Origin of the sequence: Tabrizicola flagellatus, assembly GCF_008271465.1 — a bacterium.
Taxonomy (GTDB): Bacteria; Pseudomonadota; Alphaproteobacteria; order Rhodobacterales; family Rhodobacteraceae; genus Tabrizicola; species Tabrizicola flagellata.
The window spans coordinates 171,176-184,991 of the sequence record NZ_VMDU01000001.1; the positions used below are offsets into that span (position 1 = coordinate 171,176).

Consider the following 13,816-nt stretch of genomic DNA (forward strand, 5'->3'; position numbering starts at 1 on the left):
AGCCGGTTGGGCCGCAGGCCCGGAGGCGAGAGACAAGGCTTGCGCCGCAAGGCGCGCAATCTGATAGCTGCCCCGGCCCGCGAGCGCCTGGCCATGCTTGAGCCCTTCGCCTATGCCTACATGACCAATGCGATGTGGGTCTCCGCCCTCGTCGGCGGGGTCTGCGGCTTTCTGTCGGCCTATCTCATGCTGAAGGGATGGTCGCTGATCGGCGACGCGCTCTCGCACTCCGTCGTCCCCGGCGTCGCCGGAGCCTACATCCTCGGACTGCCCTTCGCGCTCGGCGCCTTCCTCTCCGGGGGCCTTGCCGCCGGGGCCATGCTGTTCCTGTCCGGGCGCACCGGGCTGAAGACCGACACGGTGATCGGGCTGATCTTCACCTCGTTCTTCGGCCTCGGCCTGTTCCTGATCTCGATCTTCCCGACCGGAGTTTCGGTGCAGACCATCGTGATGGGCAACGTGCTGGCGATCTCGCCCGCCGACACGCTGCAACTGGTGCTGATCGGAGCCGTCTCGGCCGTGGTCCTCCTCGTGCTCTGGAAGGATCTGATGGTCACCTTCTTCGACGAGGCCCACGCCCGCACCATCGGCCTGCGCCCCGAACTGCTGAAACTGGTGTTCTTCACCCTGCTCTCGGCCTCGACCGTGGCCGCGATGCAGACGGTGGGGGCCTTCCTCGTCGTTGCCATGGTCGTCACCCCGGGTGCCACGGCCTATCTTCTGACCGACCGCTTCCCGCGCCTGCTGGCCCTTTCCGCCGGGATCGGCGCGGCGACGGGCTTCAGCGGCGCCTACATCTCCTACTTCCTCGACGGCGCCACCGGGGGCGTCATCGTGCTTCTCCAGAGCTTCCTCTTCGGGCTGGCCTTCCTCTTCGCCCCGAAGCACGGGCTGCTGGCGGCGCGGGCGCGGGCGAGGGCGGCATGATCGACGCGCTTGTGCAACCCTTCCAGTTCCCGTTCATGCAGAACGCCTTCTGGATCGCGCTGATCGTGGCGCCGCCGGCGGCGCTGTTGTCCTGCTTTCTCGTGCTGAAGGGCTGGGCGCTGATGGGCGACGCGGTCAGCCATGCGGTGCTGCCCGGCATCGTCCTGGCCTGGCTCGCCGGCCTGCCGCTCCTGCTCGGGGCCTTCGCCGCCGGTCTCGGCGCGGCGCTGATGACCGGCTGGCTGGCCGACAACAGCCGGATCAAGCGCGACACGGCGATGGGAGTGGTGTTCTCCGGCATGTTCGCGGCCGGGATCGTGCTGTTCACCGCCATCCCGACCGAGATGCACCTCGACCACATCCTGTTCGGCAACATGCTGGGGGTGGGGCGGCAGGATCTCCTGACCTCGGCAGCCATCGCGGGGCCCGTAACGCTGATCCTGGCGCTGAAATGGCGCGACCTGATGCTGCATGCCTTCGACCCTGCCCAGGCGCAGGTCTCGGGCCTGCCGACCCGGATCCTGCACTATGGGCTCCTCGCGATGCTGGCGCTGACCATCGTCGCCACGCTCTCCTCGGTCGGCCTGATCCTGGCCATCGGCCTTCTGATCGCGCCGGGGGCAATCGCCTTCCTTCTGGCGCGCAGCTTCGGGGCCATGCTGATCCTGGCCACCGTGATCTGCCTTGCCGCGATGATCCTGGGCGTCTGGACCAGCTTCCATCTCGACTCCGCCCCGGCGCCGACGGTGATCCTGATCCTGACGGGGATGTTCCTGCTTGCCTTCCTCTACCGGACGATCCGCGCCCGCACCGCCTGATCCGGCTTGCCGCCGGCCCGGCCAGCCCTTACCCATGGGACGATGACCGGACCGACCCCCATGACCCGGGCGATCGACGCCCAGCTCGCCCGGCTTGCCGCCCTGCCGCCGGGGCCCGCGCGGCTGGAGGCGCAGCTGCGCCAGCTGGCGAAATGGCGCTCGATCGTGCTGGCGAATACCCTCCTCCAGCGAGGCGGCGGTCGGGTCGCCCATGGCCCCTTCGCCGGCATGCTCTATCCCGTCGCCGCCGCCGAGGGAGGCCGCGCCCCGCGGCTGCTCGGGCTTTACGAGGCAAGCCTCCACCCGGTCATCGAAACCGTCATCGCCCGCGGCTACGCCGGCGTGATCGACATCGGTTCGGCCGAAGGCTACTACGCCGTGGGCCTTGCCCGCCGCATGCCCGCCGCCCTGATCCATGCCCGCGACACGAACCCCGCCGCGCGCGACCTCTGCGGGCAGCTTGCCCGCGCGAACGGGGTCGAGGACCGGCTCCAAATCGGCGGGGAAGTGACCCATGCCGACCTCGCGCTCTGCGCCGAAGGTCCGACCTTTGTCCTTTGCGACATCGAGGGCGCCGAGGCCGAGCTGCTCGACCCAGCCCGCGCCCCGGCGCTGGCCGAGGCCGACCTGCTGGTCGAGGTGCATGAGGGCATGCGCCCGGGCCTCCTTGCGCTTCTGACCGACCGCTTCGCGGGCACCCACCGGATCACCCGGATCGACCGCAGCTTGCGTCCCGATCTCCTGCCCGACTGGGCCGAGACGCTGTCGGACCTCGACCGCCTGCTCCTGTTGTGGGAATGGCGCGCCGCGCCCACGCCCTGGCTCTGGATGGAACGCCGCTGATGCCCGATCAGACCCCTGCCGCCAATGCGGCGATCTGGTTCACGACCGACGGCTATGATCCGGTCCGCAGGGGCATCAACGGCCGCCGCGTCGCGGGCGAAAGTTTCCTGCGCGGCTTTTTCGCGCATGGCAGGGTGGACGAGTTCGTCTCGATCGCCCATGCGCAGGGCGACCACGCCACCTTCGCCGGGATGGCGCGCGCCGCGGGCGTGACGCGGCCCCTGCGCGCGGTCAGGCTGGATGCGCCGGCTGCCATGGCGCCGGTCGAGGTGCTGCATTATCCCGCCCCGATCAGCGCGTCGGAATGCTGGCGCCGGTCGGTGCATGGGGCGGCGGCCTGGGCGCTGTGCGGTGTAACCCATACCACCGCGACGAAGAATGTCATGCAGACGATCTTTGATCTGCGCTCGGCGCCGCAGATGCCCTGGGATGCTGTCATCTGCACCTCTCAGGCCGTGCAGGCCTCGATCCGCCGCCTGATGGAACTGGCCGAGGCCCACCTTGCCGAACGCTTCCCCGGCGCCACCCTGCCGGCGCGGCCCCTGTTGCCGGTGATTCCGCTGGGCATCGTCTGCGACGATTTCCAGCCCGACCCGGCGCTGGGGCAGGCGATGCGCGCGCGGATCGGTGCCGCACCCGGCGACGTGGTCGCCGTCACCATCGCACGCCTTACCCCGGACGAGAAGTTCGACCCGCTGCCTCTGTTCCTGGCCATGGAACAGGCCGCGGGCGAAGTCCGTGCCCGGGGCGGCGGCAGGCTGCACCTCGTTCTCTGCGGCCAGTTCAGCGAAGAGGCCTGGCAGGACATCTATGCCCGGGCCGCGGCCCGGCTGATGCCCTCCTGCGGCTATCGCCTGCTGGACGGCGGCAACCCCGACGACCGCAAGGCCACGCTCTCGGGGGGCGACATCTTCGTCTTTCCGATCGACAACCTGCAGGAAACCTTCGGCCTCGCCCCCATCGAGGCGATGGCGGCAGGCCTGCCGGTGATCGTGACCGACTGGGACGGGATGAAGGACACGGTGACGCCCGAGGTCGGGATCCGCGTGCCGACCGAACTGCCGCGGGCGGGGCTCTCGGGCTATGTCAGCCAGCGGTTCGTCGGCGGGACGGATTCCTATGTGCAATACCTCAGCCAGATCTCTGCCCTGACCCGCATGGATGTGGGCGCCTTCGCGCGGGCGCTGGTGCGGCTGGCGCTCGACCCAGACCTGCGCGCCCGCATGGGCGCCGCGGGGCGGGCGCGGGCCCGGTCGCTCTACGACTGGCGCGGGGTGATCCCGCAGTATCAGGCGCTCTGGGGCGAACAGCGGGCGATGCTGGCCCACGCCCGGGCAAAGGGCGCTGCCGGGATTGCCCCGCGCGGGCCGGCGCTGGTGCCGGTGGGGCCGGCGGTCGAAGAGATGTTTGCCGCCTATCCCACGACCTTCGCCGCCGAGGATCGCCGTCTCCGCGCACATGCACTCGGCGACCGTCCGTCTCCGGCCGAGATGTTCGGCCTGCGCAACTATGCGCTCCGCCGCCGCCTGATCGACGACCCGGCCCGGATCGAGGCGGTGCGCGCCGCCTATGCCGCGGCCGGCCCGCAGGGCGCGACCGAGGCCGAGATCGCCGCTGCCCTGCGCCTGTCGCCCGCAGTGGTCGGCCGTGCCGCGCTCTGGTTGCTGAAATACGATTATCTGGAGGAGGCTCCATGACCGCCCAAGCGACGACCCCCCGTTCGATCCTGATCACCGGCGCGGGTGCCGGCATCGGCCGCGCCACCGCGCGCGCCTTCCTGGCCGCCGGATGGGAGGTCAGCCTCCTCGGCCGTCGCCGCGCGGCGCTGGAGGAAACCGCCGACGGGGCGAAGGCCCGCATCCTTGTCGCCGATGTCGGCGACCCGGCCGAGGTCGAGTCGGCCTTCGCCCGGCTGCCCCGGCTGGACGTGCTGTTCAACAACGCCGGCATCTCGGCCCCGGCCGCGCCCATCGACGAGATCCCGGTCGACAAATGGCTGGAGGTCAGCCGCACCAACATCACCGGCATGTTCCTCTGCGCCCGCGCGGCCTTCGGGCTGATGCGGCGACAAAGCCCGCGTGGCGGGCGGATCATCAACAACGGATCCATCTCGGCCCATGTGCCGCGCCCCGGGTCGGCGCCCTACACCATGTCGAAACACGCCGTGACCGGCCTGACCCGCACCCTGGGCCTGGATGGCCGCGCCTTCGACATAGCCTGCGCGCAGATCGACATCGGCAACGCGCTGACCGACATGGCCGCCGCCTTCACCCGCGGCGTGCCGCAGGCCGACGGCAGCATCCGGGTCGAGCCGGTTATGGACGTGGATCACGTCGCGCGGATGGTCCTGCACATGGCCAGCCTGCCGCTCGAGGTGAACACCCCCTTCGTCACCATCATGGCGCGTGACATGCCCTATATCGGGCGCGGCTAGCGGTGGCGCGCCTCAGTCCGGCCGGTCGAACAGCAGCGACAGGCAGGACAGAAGCCGCATCACCTCGGCATCGCGCAGCGCGTAGATGATCGCCTTGCCCGAGCGTCGGGCGGTGACCATGCCTTCCATGCGCAGACGTGCCAGCTGCTGGCTGACGGCCGCCTGCCGCTGCCCGGTCAGCACCTCGAGGTCCTGCACCGCCTTCTCGCCGTCGGCGAGGTGGCACAGGATCATCAGCCGACCCGGATGGCTCAGCGCCTTCATCAGCGCCGCCGCCGGCTCGGCATGACGGCCCATCGAATCGGCCAGCGACCGGCCCGCCGCAGGCCCTTTGCCAGTGGCCTGCGGCCCCAGGTTCCGGGCATCGGCCGGCCCACGATCCAGCGACATTCTTCACCTCTGACCGCCCACGGAATTCCAGCCTATCACATCGCGCACGACGGCTCGACAGAGGCTTGCCCAATCCGCAATCGCCGGGCAAGGTTTCGCCGAAGTCGGGAAGGCCTTCCCGATGGCCACCGCCTCGGCACCGTGCCGGTCACCGTGCCGACCTAACAGGAACGCGCAAATCCTGCGCAAAGGACCAGACCATGACCCGCCCTTCCGCCTTCACCGCCCCCGGCCGATTCTGGCGTGGCAACCTGCATACCCATTCCACCCGCTCGGATGGCGTGTTGCCGCCGGAAGAGGTTTGCCGCCGCTATCGCGACGAAGGCTATGATTTCCTTGCCCTGACCGACCATTTCATCGGCTCCTACGGCTATCCGATAGTCGATACCACGCCCTTCCGCACCAACCGCTTCACCACCATCCTCGGCGCCGAACTGCATTCCGGCGCCATGGCCAACGGCGAGTTGTGGCACATCCTGGCCGTCGGTCTGCCGCCCGATTTCGCGCCCTCGGACAGCCCCGACTTCCATCCGAAGCCAGGGCAGGAAACCGGCGCCGAGATTGCCGCGCGCGCGGTCGCTGCCGGGGCCTTCGTCGCCATCGCCCATCCGCAATGGTCGGGCCTGACGCTGGCCGATGCCCGCGCGATCACCGCCGCCCACGCGGTCGAGATCTACAACCACGGCTGCGCCACCGGCTGCGACCGCCCGGACGGCGCGGCGATTGCCGACCTCCTGCTGACCGAAGGCCGCCGGCTGAACCTGATCGCCACCGACGACGCGCATTTTTCCGAGCCCGACCATTTCGGCGGCTGGGTGATGGTCAAGGCCGAGGAGAACGAGCCCGAGGCGCTGCTTGCGGCATTGAAGCGGGGTGATTTCTATTCCTCGCAGGGGCCGGAACTGCGCGACGTGGTGGTCGAGGGCGACCATGTGGTGGTGGAATGTTCGGCCGCCGTGTCGGTGGTGGCGATGGGGCATGGCACCGGCGCGAAAGCGGTTCACGGCCATTCGATGACCCGGGCCGCGGTGCCGCTTGCCCGCCTGAACGACAGCCCCTGGCTGCGCGTCGCGGTGATCGATGCGGCGGGCAAGCGCGCCTGGTCGAACCCGATCTGGCTGCGCTGAATGGACAAGCCCGGGAATTTTCGCCGAAAGTTCCCGGGCTCCGGAACGGAGGGCGGCCATGATCACGGATGTGGAGGACTACTTCGCCCGGGGCTGCGGCCGCTGCGACCGCTTTGCCTCCCCAGACTGTTCTACCCGGACCTGGCTGACCGGCCTCCTGGCGCTGCGGCGGATCTGCCGCGATGCGGGCCTTGGCGAGACGGCTAAATGGGGCCATCCCTGCTACATGCACGCGGGCCGCAACATCTGCATCTTCGGCGCCTTCCGCGGCGATTTCCGCCTTACGCTGTTCAACGCCGCGCTCCTTTCCGATCCCGGGCGCCTCTTGCAGCGGCAGGGGCCGAACACCCGGCACCCGGACTGTTTCCGGTTCACAGACAATGACGGACCCCCGCGGCTGGAACCGGCGATCCGTGCCTGTCTGGCCGAGGCGATGGCCCATGCCGAACGCGGCACCCTGCCGCCGAAGGAGGCGTCGGATATTGCCTTGCCCGAGGAACTGGTCGAGGCTCTGGACGCCGACCCGGACCTCGCCGAGGCCTTTGCGGCGCTGACCCCCGGCCGGCGGAAAAGCTGGGTGCTGCATGTGGCCGGCGCCAAGACCGCCGCAACCCGGCAGGGCCGGATCGCGAAGGGCAGGGCGCGCATCCTTGCCGGCAAGGGGGCGCTGGAGCGCTGATCCGGGCCAGCCGGATCAGTTCCCCAGGATCCCCGGCAGCCGCAGCCCGTGATCCTTCGCGCACTGGATCGCGGTCTCGTAGCCCGCATCCGCATGCCGCCACACGCCCGAGGCCGGGTCGTTCCACAGCACGCGCTCGAGCCGCCGCGCGGCCTCGGGCGTGCCGTCGGCCACGATCACCACGCCCGCGTGCTGGCTGAACCCCATGCCGACGCCGCCGCCGTGATGCAGGCTGACCCAGGTCGCTCCGCTCGCGGTGTTCACCAGCGCGTTCAGGAGCGGCCAGTCGGAAACCGCATCCGAACCGTCCTTCATGCCTTCCGTCTCGCGGTTGGGCGAGGCGACCGAGCCACTGTCCAGATGGTCCCGCCCGATCACGATCGGGGCCTTGAGTTCCCCGGAGGCCACCATCTCGTTGAACATCAGCCCCGCCCGGTGCCGGTCGCCGAGGCCGATCCAGCAGATCCGCGCCGGCAGACCCTGGAAGGCGATGCGCTCCCCCGCCATCTCGAGCCAGCGGTGCAGATGCGCGTTGTCGGGGAACAGCCGCTTCATCGCCGCGTCGGTCTTGCGGATGTCCTCGGGGTCGCCTGACAGCGCGCACCAGCGGAACGGGCCGATCCCCTTGCAGAAGAGGGGGCGGATATAGGCCGGCACGAAACCGGGGAAGGCAAAGGCGTTCTCGAAGCCCTCGTCCTTGGCCACCTGGCGGATGTTGTTGCCGTAGTCGAGCGTCGGCACGCCCGCGTTCCAGAACCCCACCATCGCCTCGACATGGGCGCGCATCGAGTGCCGGGCGGCCTTCTCCACCGCCGCCGGGTCGGTCTCCTGCTTCGCGCGCCATTCGCCGACGGTCCAGCCCGCCGGGCAATAGCCGTGCAGCGGATCATGCGCCGAGGTCTGGTCGGTCACGATGTCGGGGCGCGGGCCGCCGGCCTTCATGCGGGCGAGGAGCTCGGGGAAGACCTCGGCGGCGTTGCCCAGAAGGCCCACGGACTTCGCCTCGCCCTTCGCCGTCCAACCGGCGATCATGGCCAGGGCCTCGTCCAGAGTATGAGCTTTCGCGTCCAGGTATCTGGTGCGGATGCGGAAATCGATCCGGGTCTCGTCGACCTCCACCGCCAGGCAGCAGGCTCCGGCCATGACCGCGGCGAGCGGCTGCGCGCCGCCCATGCCGCCAAGTCCGCCGGTGAGGATCCACTTCCCCCTGAGGTTCCCGCCGTAATGCTGCCGCCCGGCCTCGGCGAAGGTCTCATAGGTGCCCTGCACGATGCCTTGGGTGCCGATGTAGATCCAGGATCCGGCCGTCATCTGGCCGTACATCATCAGGCCCTTGCGGTCGAGTTCGTTGAAATGCGCCCAGGTGGCCCAGTGCGGCACAAGGTTCGAGTTGGCGATCAGCACGCGCGGGGCGTCGGTGTGGGTGCGGACGATGGCCACGGGCTTGCCGGACTGGACGACCAGGGTCTCGTCGGCCTCGAGATCCTTGAGGCTTGCCACGATCCGGTCGAAGTCGTCCCAGGTCCGCGCGGCGCGGCCGATGCCGCCGTAAACCACCAGTTCATGCGGGTTTTCGGCCACGTCCGGGTGCAGGTTGTTCATCAGCATCCGCATCGCGGCCTCGGTCTGCCAGCTCTTGCAGGTCCTGTCCGGTCCGGTCGGGGGATAGACATCGCGGAGGTTGTGGCGCGGGTTCGTCATGGGCTGGCTCCTGTGCGGGGTGGAGACCCCGGGGGCGCTTCGCCCCCCGGACCCCCAGAGGATATTTTCAGACAGATGAAAGAAGATCGGGCATCGCGATACCCGTGGCCGTCGAGAGCGCGCCATCGGCCACGAGGGTCGCCGCGCGGCTGAGGTCGGGGGCAAGGTAGCGGTCGTCCTCGAGGGCATGGACATGGGTGCGCAGGGCGCGCAGGGCGGCCTGCAACGGGGCGGAGGTGCGCAAGGGCGCTCGGAACTCCACCCCTTGCGCGGCGCAGAGCGCCTCGACGCCGAGGATGACGTGAAGGTTCGCCGCCATCCTGCCCAGGCGGCGCGCGCCGTGGGCGGCCATCGAGACGTGATCCTCCTGGTTGGCGCTGGTCGGCGTCGAATCGATCACCGTGGGATGGGCGAGGTGCTTGTTCTCGCTCATCAGCGCGGCGGTGGTGACCTCGGCGATCATCAGGCCGGAGTTCAGGCCGGGCTTCGGCGTCAGGAAGGCGGGCAGGTCGAAGCTGAGCGTCGGGTCCACCATCAGCGCCACGCGGCGCTGCGCAATGGCGCCGATCTCGGCGATGGCCATGGCGATCATGTCGGCGGCAAAGCCCACGGGTTCGGCGTGGAAATTGCCGCCCGAGACGATCTGGCCGTCCGACAGCACCAGCGGGTTGTCGGTGGCGGCATTGGCCTCGATCTCGAGCGTCCGGGCCGCCATGCGCAGCACGTCCATCGCGGCGCCCGTCACCTGCGGCTGGCAGCGGATGCAGTAGGGATCCTGCACGCGGCTGTCGCCTTCGCGGTGGCTTTCGCGGATCTCGCTGCCGGCAAGCAGCGCGCGCATCGTGGCCGCCGCCTCGATCTGGCCGGGATGGCCGCGCAGGGCGTGGATCTCGGGCTCCAGCGGCGCGGTAGATCCCATGATCGCATCGGTCGAGAGCGCCGAGATCACCAGCGCCTCGCGCGCGGCGGACCAGGCCTGGAACAGCCCCGCCAGCGCATAGGCGGTGGAGAACTGCGTGCCGTTGATGAGGGCAAGCCCTTCCTTCGCGCCCAGCGTGATCGGCGATAGTCCTTTCTGCGCAAGGGCTTCTGCGCCGGGCTTCACCTGGCCGTCCACCATCGCCTCGCCATGGCCGATCAGCACCGCCGTCATGTGCGCCAGGGGCGCGAGGTCGCCCGAGGCGCCGACCGAGCCCTGGTCGGGGATGACCGGGGTCACGCCCTGTGCCAGCATGTCCTCGATCAGCGCCACGATTTCGGGACGCACGCCCGAGGCGCCGCGGCCGAGCGAGAGAAGTTTCAGCACCATCATCAGCCGCGCCACGTCCTCGGCCATGGGCGCGCCCACGCCGCAGCAGTGGCTGAGGATCAGGTTTTTCTGAAGCGTGGCCGTATCTTCCGGCGCGATCTTGATGCTGGCAAGCTTGCCGAAGCCTGTATTTACGCCATAGACCGCCGCATGGCCGGTCGCGGCGGCGGCGATGTGGCTTGCGGCGCGCGCGATCCCCGGACGCGCGCTGTCATGCAGGCGGGCGGGCAGGCGCTGCCTGTAGATACGTTCAAGCTGGGCAAGGCTGACCTGGCCGGGGATCAGGATTTCAGGCGTCAAGACGGCCTCCGTATATACGTTGATGCAGCGCGGTGGCGCCGATGCGGTAGCTGAGTTCCGCCGGATGGTCGGCCTCCCAGAGCGCCAGATCGGCGCGCAGGCCCGGCGCGATCCGGCCCCGGTCGCCCAGCCCCAGCGCGCGGGCGGCATGGGCCGTCGTGCCAAGAAGCGCCTCTTCCGGCGTCAGGCGGAACAGGGTGCAGGCCATGTTCATCGCCAGCGTCAGCGAGGCCATGGGCGAGGAGCCGGGGTTCAGGTCGGTCGCCACCGCCATCGGGACCCCGGCGGCGCGCAGGGCGGCGATGGGGGGCAGCTGGCTTTCCCGCAAGGTGTAGAAGGCGCCCGGCAGGATCACCGCGACGCTGCCCGCCGCCGCCATCGCCGTGATCCCTTCGGACGAGAGGTATTCCAGATGGTCCGCCGAAAGCGCCCCGTGCCCAGCGGCGAAGGCGGCGCCGCCGAGGTCGGATAGCTGCTCGGCGTGAAGCTTGACCGGAAGACCAAGCGCGCGGGCTTCGGTGAACAGCGGACGCAGCTCCTCGACGGAGAAGGCGATGGTCTCGCAGAAGGCGTCCACGGCGTCGATCAGCCCTTCGGCATGGGCAGCACGCAGCGAGGGCAGGGCGATGTTTTCGATATAACCCTTTGCATCGCCTTTGAATTCCGGCGGAACGGCATGGGCGGCCAGATGCGTCACCCGCACCGCGACCGGACGATGCTGGCCGATGCGGCGGGCCACGCGCAGCATCTTCAGCTCGTCCTCGACGGTCAGCCCGTAGCCCGATTTCACCTCGACCGTCGTGGCTCCGCTGGCGATCAGCTGGTCGATCCGGGGCAGGGCCAGTGCAAGAAGGTCGTCCTCCGAGGTCGCGCGGGTGGCGGTGACGGTGGACAGGATCCCGCCGCCGGCGCGCGCGATGTCCTCGTAGCTGGCGCCCTTCAGCCGCAGCTCGAATTCCACCGCGCGGTGACCGGCGAAAACCGCATGCGTGTGGCAGTCGATCAGGCCCGGCGTGACCAGGCGGCCGTCGCAGTCCTGCGCGGGTAGGGCGCGGAAGGCGGCGGGAAGGGCTGACATCGGCCCGGCCCAGGCGATGCGGTCGCCCTCCAGCGCCAGGGCGGCGTCGGGGATCAGGCCGTAGCCGTCATTCATCGTCGCTAGGGTGGCATGGGTCAGAAGCATCGGCTTGCCTTGTGCGGGATGGATTGGCTAATATGTCTAGACATAATGCAAGTCAAGTGAGTCGCCATGATCCTGCACGCCGCCTCTGCCCTGTTGCCCGACGGTTGGGCGCGCGATGTCCGCATCCGTGTGGAAGGGGGCCGCATCGCCGAGGTGACGGCTGGGGTGCCGGGCAACGGGACGGGGCAGGGGCATGGGCTGATCCTGCCCGCGCCGGTCAACCTCCATTCCCACACCTTCCAGCGCGCGATGGCCGGGCTGACCGAGGGGCGCACCGCCGGGCAGGACAGCTTCTGGACCTGGCGCGCGCTGATGTATCGGTTCCTCGAGCAGCTTTCCCCCGAGGACGTGCAGGCCATCGCGGCGCAGGCCATGGTCGAGATGGCCGAGGCCGGATTTGCCGGTCTTGCCGAGTTCCACTACCTGCATCATCCGGTCGGCGGCGGAACCTATGCCGATCCGGCCGAGATGTCCGCCCGCATTGCCGAGGCGGCGCGGGAAACCGGGCTGGGCCTCACCCTTCTGCCGGTGATCTACGAACAGGGCGGGGTGGATGGCCGGGCGCTCTCGGGCGGGCAGCTGCGCTTCGGCTCCTCGCCCGAGGTCTTTGCGGCGGTGCTGGAGGGTGCGGGGCGGGCGCTCTCCGGCCTGCCCGACGCGGTGCTGGGCGTCGCGCCCCATTCGCTGCGCGCGGTCAGTCGGAACACGCTGGCCCGCGTGCCGGGGATGACGCGGGGCCCCATCCACATCCACATCGCCGAACAGGTGGCCGAGGTCGAGGAGGTGCGGGCCGCCTGGGGCGCGCGGCCGGTGGAATGGGCCTGCGCGAACCTGGCCCTCGATGCCCGCTGGTGCATGATCCATGCCACCCAGATGACGCCCTCCGAGACGGCTGCGCTGGCCCGCACGGGGGCGGTCGCGGGCCTCTGCCCGATCACCGAGGCGAACCTGGGCGACGGCATCTTCGACGGGCCGGGCTGGCTTGCGGCGGGCGGGGCCTTCGGGGTGGGCAGCGACAGCAACGTCCGCATCTCGCTGGCCGAGGAATTGCGGCTTCTGGAATATTCGCAAAGGCTTGGCCACAAGGCGCGGGTGGTGATGGCGGATGACCGCTCCACCGGGCGGCTTCTGTGGGACCAGGCCGCGCGGGGCGGCGCGCGGGCGGCGGGGCGGGGGCGCGGCGTGATCGCGGTGGGCGAATGGGCCGATCTGCTGGCCCTCGACACGAATGACTTGCGGCTTGAGGGGCTGACGGGCGACCGGCTCCTGGATGCGCTGATCTTCGCCGGGCGCGACGGGCTGGTCACGGACCTCTGGTCCGCCGGACGCCATATCGTACAGGGCGGGCGCCACATCGCCCGCGAGGCCGTGGCCCATCGCTTCCGCGCCACCATGCGCCGTCTCAGGGACGCGCTGTGACGCTCGGCTGGGAGGAGATCCGCGCCGAGGTCCTGCGCCGCATCCGGGCGCGAGACTGGCCGCCGGGCGCGCTGATCCCGGGCGAGGAGGCGCTGGCCGAGGAATTCGGCGTCGCCCGCGCCACGGTGAACCGGGCGCTGACCGCGCTTGCCGAGGCCGGGGTGCTGGAGCGCCGCAAGCGCGCGGGAACCCGTGTCGCGGCGCTGCCCGTCCGCCGGGCGCGGCTGGAGATCCCGGTGATCCGGCTCGACGTGCTGGGCCGCGGTCTGACTTACGACTTCCGCCTGCTGGCCGACCGGGAAGAGGCCGCGCCCGTCCCCGTCACCGCGCGGCTCGGCCTGCCCGAAGGCGCGCGGCTGCGCTATCTGGAGACGCTGCACCTTGCCGGGGGCCGCCCCTTCGTCTTGGAGACGCGCTGGCTGAACCCCGCCGTCCTGCCCGACCCTGCCCCCGATTTCGCGGCGGTCAGCGCCAACGAATGGCTCGTCACCCATGTGCCGCTGGTCTCGGGCGACATCGCCTTCACCGCCGAACCCGCCAGCTCGCGCGAGGCCGAGGTCATGGGCATCGCCCCCGGCACGGCGCTGCTGGTGGCGGAACGGACGACGCAGGGCACGCTCGGCCCGGTGACGCTGGCGCGGCTCGCGCATGCGCCGGGGCACCGGGTTACGATGACGTTCTGAGGA

At 70.1% G+C, this 13,816-nt stretch carries 13 protein-coding genes; 9 read left to right on the forward strand and 4 right to left on the reverse strand.

Translation table 11 applies throughout. From position 1 onward, the window contains the following. Positions 1-93 precede the first annotated feature (93 nt). Genes FL625_RS00875 through FL625_RS00895 form a run of 5 tightly spaced genes read left to right on the forward strand, consistent with a single transcriptional unit; the run spans position 94 to position 5,022 of the window. A complete protein-coding gene (locus FL625_RS00875; RefSeq protein WP_149586746.1) occupies positions 94-927 on the forward strand; it encodes a metal ABC transporter permease in 834 nt (277 codons plus the stop codon). Further along, a complete protein-coding gene (locus FL625_RS00880) occupies positions 924-1,745 on the forward strand; it encodes a metal ABC transporter permease (RefSeq protein ID WP_149586747.1) in 822 nt (273 codons plus the stop codon). The genes FL625_RS00875 and FL625_RS00880 overlap by 4 nt, the downstream gene beginning before the upstream one ends. Positions 1,746-1,787: 42 nt before the next feature. After that, positions 1,788-2,588 (forward strand): class I SAM-dependent methyltransferase, encoded by an 801-nt coding sequence (locus FL625_RS00885; RefSeq protein WP_149586748.1) that lies wholly within the window; start codon positions 1,788-1,790, stop codon positions 2,586-2,588. Next, positions 2,543-4,285, forward strand: a complete 1,743-nt coding sequence (locus FL625_RS00890) for a glycosyltransferase family 4 protein (RefSeq protein WP_149586749.1) — start codon at positions 2,543-2,545, stop codon at positions 4,283-4,285. The genes FL625_RS00885 and FL625_RS00890 overlap by 46 nt, the downstream gene beginning before the upstream one ends. Continuing rightward, positions 4,282-5,022 carry an SDR family oxidoreductase gene (locus FL625_RS00895; protein WP_149586750.1) on the forward strand — a complete coding sequence of 247 codons (741 nt, stop codon included), beginning with the start codon at positions 4,282-4,284 and terminating at the stop codon, positions 5,020-5,022. Before FL625_RS00890 ends, FL625_RS00895 begins: the two co-directional genes overlap by 4 nt. A gap of 12 nt (positions 5,023-5,034) precedes the next feature. On the opposite strand, the gene FL625_RS00900 is transcribed toward FL625_RS00895, so the two are convergent. After that, complete coding sequence (locus FL625_RS00900; RefSeq protein WP_235019271.1) at positions 5,035-5,412, reverse strand: ArsR/SmtB family transcription factor; 378 nt, start codon at positions 5,410-5,412, stop codon at positions 5,035-5,037. A 200-nt stretch (positions 5,413-5,612) separates the two neighbouring features. On the opposite strand from FL625_RS00900, the gene FL625_RS00905 reads away from it, so the two are divergent. Together FL625_RS00905 and FL625_RS00910 are read left to right on the forward strand one after the other, a co-directional pair. Continuing rightward, positions 5,613-6,539 (forward strand): PHP domain-containing protein, encoded by a 927-nt coding sequence (locus FL625_RS00905; protein WP_149586751.1) that lies wholly within the window; start codon positions 5,613-5,615, stop codon positions 6,537-6,539. A gap of 58 nt (positions 6,540-6,597) precedes the next feature. Continuing rightward, entirely contained in the window at positions 6,598-7,218 is a 621-nt protein-coding gene (locus FL625_RS00910; RefSeq protein WP_149586752.1) for a YdeI/OmpD-associated family protein, read from the forward strand. A 15-nt stretch (positions 7,219-7,233) separates the two neighbouring features. Here FL625_RS00910 and hutU read toward each other — a convergent pair whose 3' ends face one another. The 3 genes from hutU to hutI form a co-directional block, all read right to left on the reverse strand. Next, entirely contained in the window at positions 7,234-8,919 is a 1,686-nt protein-coding gene (hutU, locus tag FL625_RS00915; protein WP_149586753.1) for a urocanate hydratase, read from the reverse strand. Positions 8,920-8,986: 67 nt separating this feature from the next. Beyond that, the gene (gene hutH / locus FL625_RS00920; protein WP_149586754.1) at positions 8,987-10,528 is read right to left on the reverse strand and encodes a histidine ammonia-lyase; all 1,542 of its coding nucleotides are present in this window, start codon (positions 10,526-10,528) and stop codon (positions 8,987-8,989) included. After that, entirely contained in the window at positions 10,518-11,711 is a 1,194-nt protein-coding gene (hutI, locus tag FL625_RS00925; RefSeq protein WP_149586755.1) for an imidazolonepropionase, read from the reverse strand. Before hutI ends, hutH begins: the two co-directional genes overlap by 11 nt. Before the next feature lie 66 nt (positions 11,712-11,777). Between hutI and FL625_RS00930 the strand changes: the two genes are divergently transcribed. Together FL625_RS00930 and hutC are read left to right on the forward strand one after the other, a co-directional pair. Continuing rightward, entirely contained in the window at positions 11,778-13,130 is a 1,353-nt protein-coding gene (locus FL625_RS00930; protein WP_149586756.1) for a formimidoylglutamate deiminase, read from the forward strand. Next, positions 13,127-13,813 (forward strand): histidine utilization transcriptional repressor HutC, encoded by a 687-nt coding sequence (gene hutC, locus FL625_RS00935; RefSeq protein WP_149586757.1) that lies wholly within the window; start codon positions 13,127-13,129, stop codon positions 13,811-13,813. The genes FL625_RS00930 and hutC overlap by 4 nt, the downstream gene beginning before the upstream one ends. Positions 13,814-13,816: the final 3 nt, after the last annotated feature.

What these genes read in the sequence shown, in the direction of transcription:
- FL625_RS00875 (WP_149586746.1), top strand. Translation starts at nt 94, where the DNA reads ATGCTTGAGCCCTTCGCCTATGCCTACATGACCAATGCGATGTGGGTC.
- FL625_RS00880 (WP_149586747.1), top strand. Translation starts at nt 924, where the DNA reads ATGATCGACGCGCTTGTGCAACCCTTCCAGTTCCCGTTCATGCAGAAC.
- FL625_RS00885 (WP_149586748.1), top strand. Translation starts at nt 1,788, where the DNA reads ATGACCGGACCGACCCCCATGACCCGGGCGATCGACGCCCAGCTCGCC.
- FL625_RS00890 (WP_149586749.1), top strand. Translation starts at nt 2,543, where the DNA reads ATGGCGCGCCGCGCCCACGCCCTGGCTCTGGATGGAACGCCGCTGATG.
- FL625_RS00895 (WP_149586750.1), top strand. Translation starts at nt 4,282, where the DNA reads ATGACCGCCCAAGCGACGACCCCCCGTTCGATCCTGATCACCGGCGCG.
- FL625_RS00900 (WP_235019271.1), bottom strand. Translation starts at nt 5,412, where the DNA reads ATGTCGCTGGATCGTGGGCCGGCCGATGCCCGGAACCTGGGGCCGCAG.
- FL625_RS00905 (WP_149586751.1), top strand. Translation starts at nt 5,613, where the DNA reads ATGACCCGCCCTTCCGCCTTCACCGCCCCCGGCCGATTCTGGCGTGGC.
- FL625_RS00910 (WP_149586752.1), top strand. Translation starts at nt 6,598, where the DNA reads ATGATCACGGATGTGGAGGACTACTTCGCCCGGGGCTGCGGCCGCTGC.
- hutU (WP_149586753.1), bottom strand. Translation starts at nt 8,919, where the DNA reads ATGACGAACCCGCGCCACAACCTCCGCGATGTCTATCCCCCGACCGGA.
- hutI (WP_149586755.1), bottom strand. Translation starts at nt 11,711, where the DNA reads ATGCTTCTGACCCATGCCACCCTAGCGACGATGAATGACGGCTACGGC.
- FL625_RS00930 (WP_149586756.1), top strand. Translation starts at nt 11,778, where the DNA reads ATGATCCTGCACGCCGCCTCTGCCCTGTTGCCCGACGGTTGGGCGCGC.